At 57.5% G+C, this 17,610-nt stretch carries 20 protein-coding genes; 11 read left to right on the plus strand and 9 right to left on the minus strand.

The features are described from left to right. The first annotated feature begins 43 nt into the window (after positions 1 to 43). On the plus strand, positions 44 to 388 hold the full coding sequence (locus tag ACGYK7_RS14215; RefSeq protein WP_394403116.1) for a hypothetical protein: 345 nt from the start codon (positions 44 to 46) through the stop codon (positions 386 to 388). Between the two features lie 42 nt (positions 389 to 430). After that, complete coding sequence (locus ACGYK7_RS14220) at positions 431 to 895, plus strand: hypothetical protein (protein WP_394403118.1); 465 nt, start codon at positions 431 to 433, stop codon at positions 893 to 895. Positions 896 to 901: 6 nt separating this feature from the next. Here ACGYK7_RS14220 and ACGYK7_RS14225 read toward each other — a convergent pair whose 3' ends face one another. Both ACGYK7_RS14225 and ACGYK7_RS14230 read right to left on the minus strand, forming a co-directional pair. Then, the gene (locus tag ACGYK7_RS14225; protein WP_394403120.1) at positions 902 to 1,726 is read right to left on the minus strand and encodes an abortive infection family protein; all 825 of its coding nucleotides are present in this window, start codon (positions 1,724 to 1,726) and stop codon (positions 902 to 904) included. 292 nt (positions 1,727 to 2,018) lie between these two features. Then, entirely contained in the window at positions 2,019 to 2,903 is an 885-nt protein-coding gene (locus tag ACGYK7_RS14230) for an ArdC family protein (protein ID WP_394403122.1), read from the minus strand. A 489-nt stretch (positions 2,904 to 3,392) separates the two neighbouring features. Here ACGYK7_RS14230 and ACGYK7_RS14235 point away from each other — a divergent pair, with 489 nt between their 5' ends. Continuing rightward, entirely contained in the window at positions 3,393 to 3,731 is a 339-nt protein-coding gene (locus ACGYK7_RS14235) for a hypothetical protein (protein ID WP_394403124.1), read from the plus strand. Here ACGYK7_RS14235 and mobQ read toward each other — a convergent pair. Then, positions 3,721 to 5,064, minus strand: a complete 1,344-nt coding sequence (gene mobQ, locus ACGYK7_RS14240) for a MobQ family relaxase (protein ID WP_394403126.1) — start codon at positions 5,062 to 5,064, stop codon at positions 3,721 to 3,723. The genes ACGYK7_RS14235 and mobQ overlap by 11 nt on opposite strands. Before the next feature lie 678 nt (positions 5,065 to 5,742). Between mobQ and ACGYK7_RS14245 the strand changes: the two genes are divergently transcribed. Continuing rightward, positions 5,743 to 6,030 carry a mobilization protein gene (locus tag ACGYK7_RS14245; protein ID WP_394403128.1) on the plus strand — a complete coding sequence of 96 codons (288 nt, stop codon included), beginning with the start codon at positions 5,743 to 5,745 and terminating at the stop codon, positions 6,028 to 6,030. Further along, complete coding sequence (locus ACGYK7_RS14250) at positions 6,030 to 7,706, plus strand: type IV secretory system conjugative DNA transfer family protein (RefSeq protein ID WP_394403130.1); 1,677 nt, start codon at positions 6,030 to 6,032, stop codon at positions 7,704 to 7,706. The genes ACGYK7_RS14245 and ACGYK7_RS14250 overlap by 1 nt, the downstream gene beginning before the upstream one ends. Here the strand turns inward: ACGYK7_RS14250 and ACGYK7_RS14255 are convergent. Beyond that, positions 7,691 to 8,806: an alpha/beta hydrolase family protein gene (locus ACGYK7_RS14255; RefSeq protein ID WP_394403132.1), complete on the minus strand. Its 1,116-nt coding sequence runs from the start codon at positions 8,804 to 8,806 to the stop codon at positions 7,691 to 7,693. The two genes, ACGYK7_RS14250 and ACGYK7_RS14255, sit on opposite strands and share 16 nt — an antisense overlap. A gap of 430 nt (positions 8,807 to 9,236) precedes the next feature. On the opposite strand from ACGYK7_RS14255, the gene ACGYK7_RS14260 reads away from it, so the two are divergent. The 6 genes from ACGYK7_RS14260 to ACGYK7_RS14285 all read left to right on the plus strand — a co-directional run bounded on the left by ACGYK7_RS14260 (position 9,237) and on the right by ACGYK7_RS14285 (position 13,557). Next, complete coding sequence (locus ACGYK7_RS14260; RefSeq protein ID WP_394403133.1) at positions 9,237 to 10,265, plus strand: replication initiator protein A; 1,029 nt, start codon at positions 9,237 to 9,239, stop codon at positions 10,263 to 10,265. A gap of 59 nt (positions 10,266 to 10,324) precedes the next feature. After that, a complete protein-coding gene (parA, locus tag ACGYK7_RS14265; protein ID WP_037931658.1) occupies positions 10,325 to 10,996 on the plus strand; it encodes a ParA family partition ATPase in 672 nt (223 codons plus the stop codon). Beyond that, a complete protein-coding gene (locus tag ACGYK7_RS14270; protein ID WP_394403135.1) occupies positions 10,941 to 11,240 on the plus strand; it encodes a hypothetical protein in 300 nt (99 codons plus the stop codon). Before parA ends, ACGYK7_RS14270 begins: the two co-directional genes overlap by 56 nt. Positions 11,241 to 11,346: 106 nt before the next feature. Next, positions 11,347 to 12,033 (plus strand): DNA-processing protein DprA, encoded by a 687-nt coding sequence (locus ACGYK7_RS14275; RefSeq protein WP_394403137.1) that lies wholly within the window; start codon positions 11,347 to 11,349, stop codon positions 12,031 to 12,033. Between the two features lie 177 nt (positions 12,034 to 12,210). After that, positions 12,211 to 12,642: a hypothetical protein gene (locus tag ACGYK7_RS14280; RefSeq protein WP_394403139.1), complete on the plus strand. Its 432-nt coding sequence runs from the start codon at positions 12,211 to 12,213 to the stop codon at positions 12,640 to 12,642. Positions 12,643 to 12,738: 96 nt separating this feature from the next. Beyond that, positions 12,739 to 13,557 carry a hypothetical protein gene (locus ACGYK7_RS14285; protein WP_394403140.1) on the plus strand — a complete coding sequence of 273 codons (819 nt, stop codon included), beginning with the start codon at positions 12,739 to 12,741 and terminating at the stop codon, positions 13,555 to 13,557. 60 nt (positions 13,558 to 13,617) lie between these two features. Here ACGYK7_RS14285 and ACGYK7_RS14290 read toward each other — a convergent pair whose 3' ends face one another. The 5 genes from ACGYK7_RS14290 to ACGYK7_RS14310 all read right to left on the minus strand — a co-directional run bounded on the left by ACGYK7_RS14290 (position 13,618) and on the right by ACGYK7_RS14310 (position 17,600). Next, a complete protein-coding gene (locus tag ACGYK7_RS14290; RefSeq protein ID WP_151654618.1) occupies positions 13,618 to 13,884 on the minus strand; it encodes a Txe/YoeB family addiction module toxin in 267 nt (88 codons plus the stop codon). Beyond that, positions 13,881 to 14,132, minus strand: coding sequence for a type II toxin-antitoxin system Phd/YefM family antitoxin (locus tag ACGYK7_RS14295; protein WP_037275337.1), 252 nt, complete (start codon positions 14,130 to 14,132; stop codon positions 13,881 to 13,883). The genes ACGYK7_RS14290 and ACGYK7_RS14295 overlap by 4 nt, the downstream gene beginning before the upstream one ends. A 698-nt stretch (positions 14,133 to 14,830) precedes the next feature. Next, positions 14,831 to 16,216, minus strand: coding sequence for an ISKra4 family transposase (locus ACGYK7_RS14300; protein WP_394394265.1), 1,386 nt, complete (start codon positions 16,214 to 16,216; stop codon positions 14,831 to 14,833). 22 nt (positions 16,217 to 16,238) lie between these two features. Beyond that, positions 16,239 to 16,820: a recombinase family protein gene (locus ACGYK7_RS14305; protein ID WP_394403143.1), complete on the minus strand. Its 582-nt coding sequence runs from the start codon at positions 16,818 to 16,820 to the stop codon at positions 16,239 to 16,241. A 120-nt stretch (positions 16,821 to 16,940) separates the two neighbouring features. Beyond that, complete coding sequence (locus ACGYK7_RS14310; protein WP_394394267.1) at positions 16,941 to 17,600, minus strand: plasmid pRiA4b ORF-3 family protein; 660 nt, start codon at positions 17,598 to 17,600, stop codon at positions 16,941 to 16,943. Positions 17,601 to 17,610 lie beyond the last annotated feature (10 nt).

Genomic DNA, 17,610 nt, shown 5'->3' on the forward strand with positions numbered 1-17,610 from the left:
CACAACCGTCAACAGCCAAAACGTTCTCCAATTGTTCCTTCAAATGATCAAATATGCACGCTCGGGCCTGTTGGGCCAAACAGCCCTGACGCGCCGGATTCCCGATCTCTGCCCGCCTGAACGTGAACCCAAGCTGACAACCCGGCTTCAGGAATGGTGGACCCTGCCCGACTTCGCCACTTTCCGCGCCGAGGTGAAGAAGGTGTTCAAGGCCGACATCCCGCTGGCCGATCGCTCCGACTGGGAGGACTGGATCAACCGCGACCGCGCCGAGATCGCCCGCCTGACCGCCGAAATCGCCCAGGCCGAAGCCCAGATCGACAGCATCGTCTATGACCTGTTCGACCTGACCGAAGACGAAATCGCGCTACTGGAAAGCGTAGGTTAGCCATGTGTTTGCAAACCAATATTTCTTAAGGAAGACACACCTTTGGACACATCGAACATTCCTCCCTCAATCCGCCGCCAGTGGGCGCAGCCTGATATACCGATAATCGTTCGCTCGGGCCTGAAAGGCGACAAGCTGACGGCCCGTCTGCCGTATCGCGCTGACAATCGCCAGTGGCTCACGGGCTTGGCCACGGGCAACCGCAGGCCAACAATCCGTTTTGCACATATGGAAAAATCCTGGAAACTCCCCCTGAGCTGGCTCAACCGCTTCGTAGATGGTGCGTTGGATCGCTATGGTCGGGTCTATGTCGTTCAGCCATTTCGAGAAATGGAGAAGTGCGCACCGGCCTGTCGCAACGCAGTTGGGCATGACTGTCAGTGTTCGTGCATGGGCGCAAATCACGGGGCAGGTGACGGCAACGGCTGGTTTGATGTGTCAGACACGTTCTCGTTTCGATGGGGACCGCAAGAAGCCGCGATCCGCCTTATGACACGCCGCACCTGATCCGCATCAATCCTCGAAGAACCTTCCGTCGATAGCTTTGGAAAAGCGCAGGAACGCGGTCACGCTGTCAAACACGAAACGAGCTTCTTCCATCTGCACCAAGTCGGGATTGTCGTGCGCGAACGACTGGTCGTTGCGGACAGGATTCATAGCTTCAAACACACTGATCGAGCTTTTCACAATACGTTCTGAAATCGGATTCAGGTTCTGCTGCTCGCGCAGAATCTTTACGTACTTGGCTACCCGCGCGTGAAGCGCATCGTCCTTGCCGCACTCTCCGCCACCATGTTTGCGGACAAGAGACGCAAAACGCTTCATGCAATATGTGTGAAGGCGGTCCAGAGCGGCCTGTGGCTTGTTCGCGTCCAAATCGCGGCGTATTGAAGCGACAAGCTCTTCCAGCGTTTCATTCGGCGCGAACGTCTCGATTGCAGATGTGTCAATGGCGTCCGCACGCCCCTCGATCCGGGCAATGATGGAAAAATAGGACTCCTTCAGCTTTTCTTCGTTCGGCACAGATGGCGCAAACTCTATTGCCTCCCGATATTTCCACATTTCGCGCAATATCTTCGCCACAAGCGCCGGTTGGGCACGTTCAATAAACGAACGCAGTCTCTTTGCCTTTGACGTTCCACGACCGTTAAAGAGCCGCGACTGGTCTTCCGGGTCAATAGCAATCGTTTCATAAAAGAAGTCATTGAAGGTGCGGTCGCTGAAATCAAGAACATATCCCGAATCCATTCCAAGCGCCTGCTCCAGTGCCTCGCGTTCGTGGCGAGGAATCAGCTTCTCATATGTTTTGCTGCCTATCATGCCGTGCAAATACTGCACCAAACGACAACAATCGAGACTGTCTTCCGTTATCCACCAGATTCCGTGCTTAGAAGTTGCCTGCGTCGTCCGGGCGACAGACCTCTGTCGGTATGGCAACTGAGATATCCAGATGCGTCGCCTCCGGGCATTATATGCCCGTCCGCGCGAAGCGCCGGGCCTGTCGGCAGGGGACCTCCAGGTTGCCCGCCGACAGGTCACCCTAAAACCGCCCACGCCCCGGATCACACCACCATGCAAAAAGGCCCCCGCCCGCTGACGGGGGCCTCGATTATCTCGGCGGTGCGGGCTATTACTCGGCGGCCATCCGGTCGGCCTGCGCGGTGCGGGCCATGATGTAATCCACGGCCTTCTGTGCCTCGGACGCGGCGCGGAAAATCGCACGGCTGTCTTCCTTCATCGCCTCCAACCATCCTTCAACATAGGCGGCACTCTGGCCGAATTCAGGCTCGACACCGATCTGTGCGCACAGCATGCAGTTGCCAATCTCGGCGACCAGCTCCTCGAAGGCGTAGGCCTTGCGGTCATTGAACCGGCCCAAGCGATCAAGCCGCTTTGTCGCCCCCGTCCAGTGCGTCAACTCATGCGCCAAGGTGCCGTAATATCCTGCGGCCCTGTGAAAGGTCGCAATCGGCGGCATGTGGATGCGGTCGGTCTTGATGTTGTAGTAGGCGCGCGGCTCCTCGGTCACGTCGATCTGCGCGCCGCTCGCGGCAAAGAATGCCTCCAGCGCGGGATCGGCCAAAGTGCCAAGATCACGGGGCGGATCGGGTAAGATGTAGAATTCAGCGGGCAAACCCTCGATCTGATCGGCATTGAACACGCGGTAAGCCTTGGCATAGGGGATCTGGCGTTCCTCGCCGTTTTCATCCTCGCGCTCGACGGTGCCGTATTTCACGACCGTGGCGGATTTCTCGCCCTTGCGGACGTGGCCCCCAAGCTGCTTGGCCTGATTAAACGTCATCCAGCGAGCTGAGCTGTAATCCTTGGCCATCGCCGTGGCCCAAAGCATCAGGATGTTGATGCCCCGATAGGCTTCGCCGTTGAACCGTTCCGGCAAGCTGACCGATGCACCGCTACCGGTCCACGGCTTGCGCCAGGGCGGCGCTCCCGCCTCGATCTGCGCGATGATCTGGTTGGTAACATGGGAATAAACGTCAAACTTCTCTGCGGTCATTTGTGACCCTCCTTCGCGTGACGCGGTCCGGGTCTCTTCCCCTTTCCGCCAATGGGCAGGCCTTCCTGTTCTGATCTTTGGAATGCCCATGCATTCCGAAGGGCAGAGCAGGTAAGGGCAAAGCCCGTCCTGCGGCCTGGCGGGGCCGTGACAACCGGGTGGAGGGCGTGAATTTGGGAGGGAACCGCGCGCCTGCGCGAGGGAGGAACCGGAATTCTCGACCGGAACCGACGCCACCGGCGGCGCTTGCCGGTTTTCTCGGACCTGACAGGATGGCAGGCGGATCAATAAGATTGAGGAACTGTCAGGGTTGGGGTGAGCGGGCGTCAGTCCGTCGATCCCCGGCCCTGTCTATTGTTCAAAGCGAGACCGGCATGTTGCCGGGATCACAAAAGTCTAATTAGACATGTTTATTTCATTACTATACGATTGATGCTTCTACTAGATTCAGACAAAAGAAGAGTATTATTGTTTCTTTGAAGATGTGCGATGAACCAAACGACTGACCTCGAACTAAACGTGACCACCGAGCAGGGCCTTCGGGCGCTTGCCGAGGCAGGACACACAGTCGAAGTGCTGTGCAAAGCCGAACCTGAACGCAAGGGGCCAAGCTGGTACGGTCTGTGGATCATGCGGACTGTCAGAAGCGACGGTCAGGAGAAAATCCTTGTCACAGCCAGGACCCGTCTGACGCAGACTGCGATCAGGGTGCGCGAGTTCAAGACTGCAACTGGAGTTATTTCGTTCCTCGTCGGTGTTGGGTTCGCACAGGCAAGCATTCCAATGAAGAACGGGGAAAAGACCTCACACAATCTAATCAGTGACTGAGGCCCGGATCGCGGTCGATGTCCCGCTCCTTTTCGACCTCCTGATCCTTGTCCTGTTTGCGCTCGTCCTCAATCTCCAGCCGCTCACGCGGCTTGTTCAGCATATCTTTCAGCCGCTCGTTGACTGACGGCTTGCGATCCTCGCGCGCAATGTCGTCGGAGCGCCCCTGTCTTTGACGCGGAACCGGGGTCCGCGACGGTCTCGCGGCCTCCTCGCCAAGGTCATTTTCGCTGTGACCGTCCAGCTTGTGAACCGCCGACTGGCCATCGCGGCCCGCGTCTTTCTCCATGATCTCTTTCAGCCGCTCCCGCGCATAATTGCGGCCTTCCGGTTTCGGCGTGTCATCCTGATCCCGTGACCGGCCCACGACGCCCGCCAGGCGCTCCCGGAAATCCTCCGGGTTGCGTTCGCCGCGTTCTTTCGACGTCGCGGCCCTAAGTGCAGCCAGACCGGCAGAGACGCGGCCCTGCCCGGCCTCGCGCTCGATGCCATAGGTCTCACGCGCGATATCCAGCCGCTCACGCATTTCGCGGAAAGCGGCGCGCGCCTGGCGGGCGGCATGGACGACAGCGCCCCGTTCGGTGACTGGGGCATATTCCCGGCCTTGACGCTCGGCCATCACCTTGGCGCGCCGCTCCATGGAATTGGCCGCTGGCCCCAGCTTCAGCTCCGGGTCGCGGTCCAGCTCCTCGGCGGACAGCGTGTCGCCGCGCTCCTGCGCGGCCTCGCGCTGCTTCTCAAGCGAGCGGTGATCGACGCGCTCGGCCTCGCCGACACGCTCCAGCGCGCGGTTCTGCAATTCGGCCCATAGGCCACGCATCTGCTCGATCTCGACACCGCCGGTCTTGGCAGAGTCGAGCACGCGGGTTTTGGCGGTGAAGCCCCCGGCTTCCAGCTTGCGGGTGGAGGTCAGAACATGGGCGTGATGATTGCGCTGATCGCCATCGCGGTGCGGTGCATGGATCGCCACATCGACGGCTACCCCGTAACGGCTGACCAGCTCCTGGGCAAAGTCGCGGGTGATCTGCGACCGATCCTCGGCGCTGATCTCGGACGGCAGGGCCAACTCCCATTCACGGGCGGTGACGGAGTTGCGACGGGTCTCGCTGGCCTCAACCTCGTTCCAGAGGCGGGACCGATCCTGCGCCCAATCCGGGGCATCCTTCGGGGTCAGAATGAAGGTCTCCTCGATGCCCTGCTTGCGGGTGTAATCGTGGACGCGGCCTTCGCGCTGGCACTCGATGCGCTCCCCGACACGGTAGGCTGCTGCCGCCGTGGCAGAGCGCCCGGCGCTGCGTTTGATCGTCTTCACGGAGAGGTGGTAGCTGGCCATCAGCGCCACCTCCGACAGAGACACAAACGCAGCGACCGCGAGCGGCTAACGGCACCACGCCCAACAGCGTCAGCAGTCTCCCGCCACCTGGGTGGTTGAGATCGAGACGGTGGTGTTTGGGTCTTTGCAATCGAGGGCGCATGAGTGCAGAGTGCCGTGGGGTCAAGAACCGGAGCCCTGCACCGGTTCGGCCTTTCGACGCTCCCCGTCGGAAGCAAACCGCGAAGGTCAGCCGCCACGGCACCGACACTCGCGGTTTGCTGCGCCGTTGCCGCCTGCCGCTCCGGCAGGGCGCGGCAACCCTGCCGTCTGTCAGGGGCTCCTGCCCCACAAAAAGACGGCTCCCGGAACCGAGACACCAGCGACAGACCGGCCCCCACCGTGGGGCATCGGTCAATCCGCTGGTGCGAGTTTGCGGGACGCGATCCAACTGCCGAAGTTGGCCCTGGAGAGTTTGAGAGGCCGGGAGGGCCTTTCATTCCGGCGCGCGTCGCGTCGGACGGAGTTGGCCATCGGCTGAGGCTCTGCCTCAAGGAGATCGCACGCAAAGCTCGGAACCGCAGGTGAAGAGTTTGCATAAGTGCGCCCTTGTCCTTTACAGGCCTACGGGTAAGCGCTATCGCTCGATCTGACAAGACCAACCTGTCCACCTACTCTTTTCAAAGATGGAGACGCGCATTGGCAGAAACTGAACTCGAACGGGCCGAGAAACGATACGCCCAAGCCAAGGCCCGTCTTCAGGCGCTGAAGAACCGGGAAGCTACTCGACAACGCAAACTCGACACCCGGCGCAAGGTGATCCTGGGCGGTGCGCTTATCGATCTGGCGGAGCGGGATTCCGGGGCCGCTGCGATGCTTGACCGGCTGATCCGCAACCTGCCCCGTGAACAGGATTGCAAAGCCTTCGCGGACTGGGGAACGCCCTCCCCTGCCCGGTCCAGCTCTGATCCGGAAACGCCCTCCTGATGCGGGGCGTGATGCGCGTCTTCGGAGGGCTGTTTCGCTTCTTCGGTCGGTTGATCTTCGCGCCCATCCTGTTGGGCTGGATGATCGGCGCTGTCCTGTTCGGTGCCATGATCGGGGCGCTCGTGGCCACGCCGTTCGTCTTCGCCTTCTTTGACCAACCGCCCGGCGAAAGCGCATGGCAGTGGCTGGTCTTCGGGCCCTTCATGCTCATAGGCGCTGTCTTCGGGTTCCAGTACTGGCGCATGGCATCCGGAGCCGATGCCTTCTTCGGGCTGACCGGCGACAGCCACGGCTCCGCCCGCTTCGCCAACCGCAAGGAGCTGAAGAAACTCCAGGGCGCAGACGGCCTTCTGATCGGGCGCAACCCGCACACCGGACGGCTGCTGCTCTATGACGGTCCGGCCCATCTGATCACCCTCGCCCCGACACGGGCCGGGAAAGGCGTAGGCACAGTGATCCCCAACCTGCTGGCGGCGGAGCGCTCGGTCTTGGTCATCGACCCTAAGGGCGAGAATGCCCGGATCGCCGGGGAAGCCAGGCGGCGGTTCGGAACGGTCCATGTCCTCGATCCGTTTGAGGTCTCCGGGATGCCCTCTGCCGCCTACAATCCGCTCGACCTGCTGGCACCGGACAGCCTCGATCTGGGCGAGGATGCGGCCTCCCTGACAGAGGCGCTGGTCATGGACCCGCCGGGACAGGTGACGGAAGCGCACTGGAACGAGGAGGCCAAGGCCATCCTTGGCGGGCTGATCATGTTCTGCATCTGCCACGAGGACCGCAACCGCCAGACGCTTGCCACCGTCCGGGAATATCTCACCCTGCCCCCGGAAAAGCTGCGCGCGTTGCTGGAGCTGATGCAGGACAGCGATGCGGCGGGCGGGCTGATTGCCCGCGCCGCCAACCGCTTCCTTGGCAAGGCGGATCGCGAAGCCGCCTCGGTGCTATCCAACGCACAGCGCCACACCCATTTCCTCGACAGCCCGCGCATTGCCAAAGTTCTGTCGCGGTCGGATTTCCACTTCTCCGATCTGCGCCACCGGATCGCTTCGGTGTTTCTGGTGCTGCCACCGAACCGGATGGACGCCTACAGCCGCTGGCTGCGCCTTCTGGTGTCTCAGGCCCTCCAGGACATCGCACGGGACGCTGAGACGTCCGTGAGGCCCCTGAGCGGCCCTGCAGGTGCTCAGGGGGGCACACAGCGCCTCAAGACGCCCACGCTGTTCCTGCTGGATGAGTTTGCCGCTCTGGGCCGTCTGGAGGCCGTGGAGCGCGCCATGGGGCTGATGGCGGGCTATGGATTGCAGCTCTGGCCAATCCTGCAGGACATGAGCCAACTCAAAGACCTCTACGGCGCGCGCGCGGGCACCTTCATTGCCAATGCCGGGGTGCAACAGGTGTTCGGGGTGAATGACTTCGAGACGGCTAAATGGCTGAGCCAGATGATGGGCCAGGAAACCGCCGGGTTCCAGACCGACAGCTTCAAACCCGGTGACAGCCCTAGCTTCAGCAACAACCTCACGGGCCGCGATCTGCTCACCCCCGATGAAATTATGCAGCTCCGCCCGGAAAACCAGCTCCTGCGCGTGCAGGGGCAAGCCACCGCCGTCGCGCAAAAGCTGCGCTACTATGTTGATCCCGAGTTCAGGGAGCTGTTCGTCCCTCAAGATCTCCAGTGATCAAAAAATCTGTATTTCCGTGGTCCTTCGGTCAAGTCAATACCACCTATCAAAAGGCGCGCATCCCATAGCTCTTGCCATGTTGGCCATTCCTTCAAGAAATGCAGAACCTTCCAGGCCGCAACCAGATTGTACGGAAAGACTCCGATGGATGAATGTCCACAGCCAAGCCGTAGAAGCTCGGGTGAGTGTCCGGTTTTTTGTAAAAACTTTATCATCCATTCTGACCCTTCCGGGCGCGCGATAGTGTCCTCTTCACCCAGAATGACCATCTTTTTCAGCCCCCGGCGGGTGAGACCAAACGTGTGCATGTTCAGGCTGATGATGCTCCAGGCAGCTCTCAGCTCCTCTAGAGACATGTTGGGTTCGATACGTTCCCGAAGCGGTTTCATGGTTTCGGCGCTCCAGACAAGATCGGCAGGACTCATGGGCGTCACCATCAGAACGGCTTGGTCGACCTTCTCGTCTTGCGCGGCGATCAGACCGGCAACGGTGCCACCGATACACATGCCCACGACAGATATCTTCGCAAAGCCAAGCTCATGAAGCCAACCAACAATTTTACGGCCATCCAATACGGCTTGTCTCATTGCCCAAACAGTGCGCCCGATATCGGCGTTCAAAAAATTGTCTTCGGCAGAGTCACTGCAGCCACGATCAAAGTGGTACGGAAGCGTTGCTTCGACCACTGTTATCCCTTTTGATGCAAAGAATTTCGCAAATTTTGGGTACCGGTTGCGGGCGTACCAATGATGAAAGACAACAATCGCATGCTCTTTTGATCCACTGCCGGTTACGACACACTCAAACGTGTTGTTTTCATTTTCTAGTGTTGTGATGTCTGACTGAAATATAACGCTGTTGTCTGTGACCTCCAGTGGTTCAAACGACGAGATGGGTGAGTAAAACTGTTCCCCCTCGCCGATAGTCCAAGAGGTTAGGTCAAAGTCCGGAGAGTATTGATTTGCGGCTTCGTCAACCGCGAAGGCAGCAGATGCGTCATGAGAGAATTCGATGCACTTTTGAGAAATACGTTCCTGACGATCCAAGGATTTTTGGATGTGCCTATGGTCATGGCTGCGTGCTAGCTGTCGGAACATTGGATCTCCTGACTTCCATTTTGGTTTCTTTGATAACCAAACAGAATCGTCACACTCAAGAGATTCGAGAAGAATCAGAAGATGGTTGTGGTTCAAACATGACTTCTTGAACAGGGGGACGATGTTTGAATTTGTTAAAGGCTTCGCGTTTTGAGGGAGTTAAATAGAGTTATAATAGAGTTACATCTTGGAAAATGGTAAATAACACCCTGGAACAAATAACTTTTTCTAGAAGGGCGGTGTGTGAAATGACGAAGTTTGGTGTGTGAAATGACGAATCTGGGTGTGTGAAATGACGATAGCTGAGAAAAGTTACCCACAGGCAGTTGGTGTGTGAAATGACGACTCTTGACGATTGGTGTGTGAAATGACGATAGTGAGCCATGGTGTGTGAAATGACGAATCGTGAACTGAGCAGAGGGTGTGTGAAATGACGAATGCACGCTCTCCGCTCCTGCCCGACCGGCATCCGCAAAAAGACCTGTTCGTTTGCGACATTGTGGACGCGGTGCCGAAGGGCGACATGGCCTCGATGGAACATCCAGTGTTTACCCTCTCGACCAAGCCCGACATGAAGCCGCGACGCTACCAGAATGGTGATAATTCGATTGAGGTTTCACCGTCACGCTACGGGCTGGCCACAGTCCATGACCGTGACGTGCTGATCTACTGTATCAGTCAGTGCATGGCTGCACTCAATGAAGGCCGCAAAGTCAACCGGTCGATGCGGTTCAAGGCTCATGATTTGCTGGTGGCGACGAACCGTCAGACCTCGGGCCAAGGCTACCAGCTCTTGAAGGATGCGCTGCGGCGTCTGCAAGGCACGCAGATCGAGACGAATATCCGCCAAGGTGGCAAGGAATATTTTAAGGTCTTCGGCCTGATCGAGTCCGCGGAAATCGTTCGGGAGACACGTGACGGTCGGATGCAGGATGTCGAGATCACACTGTCGGATTGGGTGTTTGATGCCATCGAGAACAATCATGTTCTGACATTGAACAAGCAGTATTTTTTCCTCCGAAAACCGCTTGAACGGCGGCTCTATGAACTGGCCCGCAAGCATTGCGGCGCACAACCCAAGTGGAAGTGTGGGCTCGAACTCTTGCGCGACAAGTGCGGGTCAGGCTCAACCACGAAAGAATTCAGGCGATTGATTTCGAAGATCATCGAGGATGACGCGGTGCACGACCATCTCCCCGACTACACCATGAGCATCGAAAGCGATAATGTTGTCTTTCGCCCCAAAGGGGCTGAGGCAGTGGTCGCCCCCTCCTTCCTGGCGTTGCGGTTCAGAAAACCAGACACACATGATGAGGCGCGGCGTCTTGCGCCCGGGTGGGACGTCTACGTGCTGGAAGACGAGTGGCGGTCATGGGTGCATGACAAGGCTATCGACGTGAAGGATGCCGATAAGCACTTTCTGGCCTTCTGCAATAAGCGAGGCGCATACCAGAATTAAAACGCACAAATGTGGGTTTGTGGCTTTACGCTTTCCCACGAATGTGGTGAGGTGGGCTCATGATCATATCTTTCCTGAACCAAAAAGGCGGCGTCGGCAAAACCACCCTATCGGTGAACGTGGCGGGCTGTCTGGCACGCCAAGGCCACCGGGTGCTTCTGATCGACGCTGACAAGCAAGGCTCGGCCACAACATGGGCAAGCCTGCGCGAAGATGCGCCCTTCCAGGTTGTCAGCATGGCACGGGCCAACATGGCGCGGGACGCGCTAAAGCTTGCCCAAGACTATACTCACACCATCATCGACGGCCCGCCGCACGCGGAGGAGATTGCCCGATCTTGTATCGTTGCATCGGACTTTGTAGCGTTGCCTATCGAACCGTCCGGTCTCTCGACGTGGGCATCTGACCTGACAGTGCGTCAAGTCAAAGAAGCGCAGGAATTCAAGCCTTCCCTCAAATGTGGGTTTGTGGTTTCCCGCAAAATAGGGAAAACTGTCATAGGGCGAGATATTCGCAACATGGCTGCCGAGGCGGGTTTGCCAATCCTAGCAAGTGAGATCGAGCAACGGGTGGCCTTCGCTGAAGGTATGACCATGGGGCAAACGATTTTCGAGTGGGCTGGCGATAGCAATGCGGCCCGCGAGATCAACCAACTAACGAAAGAGATTGAGCGGTATGTCGAAGAAGACATTTTCGGCGGCTCCGAAGCCGAAGCAGCAGCCAACGGATGATCAAATCCTCGCGTTTGAACGTGGCGGGGCAGGGCATGACACAACACGGGCAGACAAGCCGGTCGCGAAGACCATGCCGGATGAGCCGACCAAGCGCCTGAGCCTGGATCTTCCGGCGAGCCTGCACACGCGATTCAAAACGGCGTGCAGTGCGACGGATCGGAAAATGGTAGGTGAACTCCAAGCCTTCATTGAACAGCGCACGCAAGAATTGGAAGAGGATGCGGGTATATCCCGCAAATGAACAAAAGCACAAATGTGGGTTTGTGTGAAATATTGCGCAGACGGGGTTTGTAGCTTAAAAACAAAGGGGAGGACGGCGGGGCAAGAAACGTCACCGCATAATGAGAATGCACGCAGAGCTGAGAACGAGAGACGCCCTTGGGCCATTCGGCCCGGTCGAAGAAAAGAACGCACCAGACGTGTTGTACACGGCGGGTTATACCGCGCTTTTGACCGAAGGCTCGCGCGTGGCGATTGTCGGCTCAAGAAAAGCCACCCCGGACGGCATCAAACGAGCACAGGCTGTTACTCGTGCCTTGGTGCAGCAGGGTATCATTGTCGTCAGCGGCCTAGCCGAAGGCATCGACACAGTGGCGCATAGAACTGTGATAGAAGAGGGCGGCCGCACAATAGCAGTGCTCGGCACGCCCTTATCCAAGGCGGACCCGGCCACGAATGCCCGTCTACTTGAAGAGATCAAGCGTGATCACCTAGCGATTTCCCAGTTTCCCGAAGGTTATCCAGGCAAGAGCGAGAATTTCCCGCGCCGCAACCGGACGATGGCGCTCATCTGCGATGCTACCATCGTGATCGAAGCAAGCGAGAAGAGCGGGACCCGCCACCAGGGATGGGAAGCTATCCGGCTTGGCCGCGATCTCTACCTGCTTGAGGACGTCGCAATCAATCCGAACCTAACTTGGCCGAAGCAGCTCATCGAGTACGGAGCACAAATTCTGCGCCGTGAAGACCTGCCCGATATCTTGCTCGATATTCGGAACTACACTGCTGGGGGCGTTCGTGCCTTCGAGCTATGAGTATGGCACCTTCGCCAACTATTCCCCACGCGGTAGCTCGGAGCTATCTGTAACCTCCCGAAAGCCTGTGGCGCGATCAAGGCTGGCCGGGTCAATGTCATCGCCTCGGCCGTTCCGCACCTGCAAGACTCGAAGGCGGACGCTCTGCGACCTTTTCTCGGGCCTGATGTCACCTTGGTGCCGGTACCGCGCTCGGCGCCACTCCCCGATGGGGCGCTTTGGCCCGCCAAGGTGATCTGCGACGTGTTGCACGAGCACGGGTTCGGCCAAGATGTACAAATCTATCTGAAAAGAACGAGGGCTATACCGCGTTTGTCAAATTCACCGGCGGCGGAAAGACCACTTGTCCCTATTCACCTGGAAAGCATCGAGGCGGAGAGACCGTTCTTCGTGCCGAACAAGATCACCATCGTGGATGATGTTCTGACCATGGGACGGACAAGCTTTGCTTGCGCGGAAATCCTTCGGGCTATCTGCCCGGACGCAGAAATTCGTATTTTTGCAATGATCCGGACGCAAGGCCTGCAAGAAGACATTGAGAAAATTGTTGATCCGGCCATAGGCACCATCATTGGCTACCCATGCGGCAAGACCCACCGTGACCCATAAATGAAAAAATGTGGTTTTGTGGGTATGTGGCGGAAATGGAAATTGAGTTATTAAGACAAATTACGAAAGATGATCACAGACTGACAATAGGCATAGATGCTGAATAACCATAAACAATTCCTGGCATGGAGACGGCAGGTCTTTGTCCGCAATCCACATCGAGATCTGAATGCTCTTTACACTGGGCTCAAGCAGAGAAGCGGCGTTTACTTGATCGGCTGCGCGGAGGAGATTGTCTACATAGGGCAGTCATGGGACCTGACGGAGCGACCAATTGATAGCTTGGGCCGTTTCTACCACCGTGTTTCTGACGTCTCACTGCCGTGGTCTCTCGCTCTGGCACCCTGCCCACCTGACGAGATGCACGAAAGGGAAAGCACGGCCATTCGTTCCTTCGCCCCAAAGTTCAACACATCGATCCCAAGCATCCCTGCGAGCGAGGGACGGATGCCAGAGATTATCGGCTACGCTGCTGTCTTTCAGGATCAGATCAGTTCAGGCGGGGCTTTTGACGAAGGAAACCTTCGTCGGCAAATGGGGAGCGCAGCTGAAAACCCCTCACCACCTTGGCGGCAGGGGAAACAACGAAGGAAAACCGGGAAGCGCGAGCCAAAGCCCGAGTTGCCGCCGCTTGATCCTCCAACGCAGCTGACGGGAGAATCGCTTCGAGAAGCGTGGCAGCGCTACGGCGTCCCGTCTGATGGAGCTTTGATCTATCCGATCAATCTCTGCGATGATGGCTCAGTCGTGACCCGTGACGGAGAGGTTATCGGTACATGGTCGATGGACCAGTACGAAGCACCTTCGTTTACGCCAGACGATGCGATTATTCCCTTATTCGAAGCACCTTTGGTCGGCCTTCTATGCATGCGCATACGCGAATGGCACGAAAGCAAAACTGGCGAGAAGCTATAGAGCTATGGCTACGCCCCCGCTCTGTTCACAACCATCTCCATGAAGCAACAGACAGGAAATTCAGTAATGAAACCGCAGTTGTGCAATCTCTAGGCTTTGGCCGTCGCCAGTTCCACTGACCCTGTAGACCATTCGATCTTCCTGAGAAATCCGCCGTGACCACCAGCCAGTCAAATCGCCCTTCAAAGGTTCCGGCTTGCCGGTTCCCTTGAAGGGGGTCCGCTTGCACTGCTTGATCAGCTCGTTGATCCGGTCGCGTACCTTGTCGTTGGTGTTGACCCAGTATTGATAGTCTTCCCAGGCCTGATCGGAAAAAACCAGCTTCACTCGGCCAGCTCACGCTCTTCGCCAGTTCCAGCATCGAGTTGCGCGATCGACGCGCGCAAGCGGGATGCGTTTTTCGGTGTGGACAAGAGGTGCAACGTCTCGTTGACGGCGTTCCAAGTGTCCAAGGACACAACCACAACGGACTCGCCCTTCTTGCGCGTCACGACAACTTCCTGCTTGTCGTGGATCGCTCGATCCATGACGCCCTTCAGTTGAGCTCGTGCGTCTGAGTAGGTCATAACATCCATGTCGACTCTCCTTTGCTTCCCTCTATATGTACAACATTAAGTACAAGTAAAGGGGTGGTACGAAGGCGGCAGTCAATTTCATGGAGAAATTACGAGAGAGAAAGGGCTCACATGAATGACATCGTTACCCGCCCCGCAGAGGAAATGTCTCGCGAGGAACTTTACGAACTGGTCTGGCAGACCCCCATGAGCAAGCTTGGTGCCCAACTCGCGACGAACGGGCCAGGCTTGGCCGCTCTTTGTCGAAAGCGCCAAATCCCTACGCCACCCTTGGGCTACTGGCAGAAAAAGGCCGTTGGCCGTGCTCCTGAAATGCCTCCTTTGCCGTCATTCGAACCGCCCCAAAAGACCTCCCCTTCAATCAAGCCAGCGCGGGGCAGTGGTAGACCGCCAGTACCTGCGTCCGTCCCATCTCGCGACGCTGAGTCCGTTGCGGGACTACCACCCTTCGATGAAGACGACGAAAGCCTTGACCATATGCGAGCGCTGCACCCGAAGGTGAAGGCATGGGTCGCAGAGCACCGTCAGCGACAGGAGAGCCGTCGAGCGGAAAACCGGCAACGGTCGCGCGACTTTTGGGGAGGATCACTTCCTCATATCAGCGACCTCACTGCGCGTGACCGATATCGCTTCAGGGTGACAAGCACCCTGTTTCGCGCGATCGAGAAGCAAGGAGAGTACCGCAAAGTGTGGGGCAACTACGCCGCAAATTTGTCATTTTCGCCCGATTTCATGCCTGGATACCATTGTTCGAACTTGGATCGGAGTGTGCCGTCAAGGGTTCGGGTACGAGTTTGCAGCATGAGGTGGGCACCTTGCTTTGACCATCGCATCTGCTGGCGTTTTCCGAAGCGCTTGCCGACCACGGTATTGACGGTGCTTTCGACGAAGCCAGTGGAAACGCGCTCGCCATAGCGCCGCCGTTCCGCATAGTTCGGAATCATATCCTTGTTATTCGCGATATAGGTTTCGAACTCAGCAGCGGCTTTGCGCAGCGCTTTGATGCTGGCGTAGTCCGTTTCGATTCCGTCCAAGTCCATGACGAGGTCCTCAATCACCGTCTGGCCGTCATGCAGGTTACCGTTCCAGAGGAAACCTTTGATCTGACGAAGTAATCTGGATAGCTTTTCCGCGGCCTCTTCGTTGTGATGCGCCAACCCTTTCACATATTGGTGCATGACAGTGAGGCGCATGGTGATGTGGAACCAGTCGAGGATATGTTCCGAGGCAGGAGCCATACGCAGGGCCATATTGATGACCGTGTCCCCTCCATCAGTCATAAATGTTACCGGCTGGTTTTCCTGCCAACCCTGGTCCTTCAGAACCTCATGAAGTCGCCGCTTGGGCTTGTCATCATGACTTTGGACAAGTCCAAGATAACGGCTCGGGCGATCTGTGGGAATGGATTTGCCGACAGTGACCTCGAAATGCGACTGACCGGCGTCGCGGGACCGGACATATCCGCCATCGATGCCGACCGTGATCGGTCCTTCTGGGTTTGGCATTTGCTCCCGTTGGCAAGCGCTGGTCTCAATGAAGCTGAACCGTTCTTCGGCCAACTCGGTTTCCATCCGCGCCGCCACGCGTCCCAAGTGTCGGCGGATGGTATCCGGGTTCAGCTTCAGATCGATAGGTAGCACGTCTTTCAGAAGGTCCGCTGTGACCCCGAACGATACCAGCGAGGCCCATTTCGTTTCCAGCCAGAGCAGCTCCGGTGCGACGTGTTTGGGCAGAAGATCGGTCAATGGGCTTAAGGTTTTAGCCGGGCCATCGTGGCACTGACAATGGTAAAAACGCGGGCTCGGGACGGTGACATCTCCAAAGACAGTGCGATACCGGATATGGCCACGCGCCTTTCCGCGCAGCTTTCGCCCGCAGCACGGACAACAGGTGCGCGTCGCACCGTAAGCCACGCATTGCGCGGATACGATTTCCTGCTGCAGTTTCAGGAGCAGTTCCTTGCTCTCACCGATCGACAGCCCAATTTCGCCAATAGCGTCAGTGTTTTTGGTAAGTGTGGCGATTTTCTCCGTATGGGCTGTGCCGTCCGGCCCGGTGATTTTAACCTTAATCTCGATATTCATTTGATGTCCTGTCTACTCGTTTTTATGTCGTCTGCGCGTCTCTTGCACGCATGATGGTTTGTCTGCTGGTCCCCATGTCGCGGGCGATGGCAGAGACGGTTTCGCCTTTCGCGATCCGCTCCCGTACCTGTGCTTGTTGATCAGCTGTCAGCGCCGCCGGTCGCCCGAGCGGTTTGCCTTGCGCTTTGGCACGGGCGAGGCCGGATTGGGTGCGTTCGATGAGAAGATCGCGCTCAAATTGTGCGACGGCGTTGATCACCCCCATGGTCAGCTTCCCTGCCGAACTGGTCAGATCGACGCCGCCAAGGGCTAGGCAATGGACACGAATGCCCAGCTTTTCCAGCTTGGCTACGGTGGTGCTGACATCAATGGCATCACGCCCCAATCGATCCAGTTTGGTCACGACAAGAACATCGCCACGCTCCATCTTGTCCAGAAGGCGCGCAAATCCCTTCCGCTGTGCGATGGCCTGTGAGCCGGAAACCGTTTCGGTAATGATCCGGTGTGGCTCCACCGCAAATCCTGCGGCAGCGATCTCCCGGATCTGGTTTTCGGGGTCCTGTTCGACGGTCGATACTCTGGCGTAGGCGAATGTTCTGGTCACAGCATTGCAATTCTGTCCGGAAATGTTGTCCAAAACAATACACCTGTTCGATACAGGTTCAAGATAATTTATGGACAGATCATTACGCCCTGTCCGGAACCGAACCATTTCGGACGGCCCTTACCACATCTGCTGGCGCATCAGGTCGCGATGATCTCCGGATCGAAACCGCTTGTTCACAGCACCCCGTGAGAACTTCCCCTCGACGAACGGCTTGCGTGCCACCATCCGCTCCATCGCGGATTCCACATCGTCGGACATGAAATCAGATACCGGCCGATTGGGGGCGTTCGCTGCTACAACATCTTCGAGGAAACCAACCATGACGTCCATGTCATTCCAGGCATCATAGCCGTCAGCCTCATCCCGCCGTTCAAGATACCCATATACGCCACCGCAATCTTCAGGCGGGCAGGCTCCGGAACCGCCTATGCAGGCCGGATAGGTTTTCTTTGGTGGCGGATTAATCGCTTCAACACGGATTTCGTGTTCCCAGTGATCCCCCATATCGTAAACATAGGAAAATCGTTGGTTCTCGCAGAATCCAAACTGCTGCAAGGATACATCGGGGTTTCCAGCATGCAACTCGAACGAGCCGTACTGTACCGCGTGAACCTCGAAGAGGAACAGATGAATGCCCTCCCAGCCCATCGCAACCTGAAGAATGCCGTGCAGTTCACGCAGTGTCGTCGAATCCGATACCAAAACACGCCGCCAGATCATCGGGCTCAACCCGAGAAGGCGTACCTTTAGCTGATAGATTGGAGAAGCGGATGACATCCAAAATCCT

The organism is Sulfitobacter sp. 1A15299, assembly GCF_043556915.1.
Classification (GTDB): Bacteria; Pseudomonadota; Alphaproteobacteria; order Rhodobacterales; family Rhodobacteraceae; genus Sulfitobacter.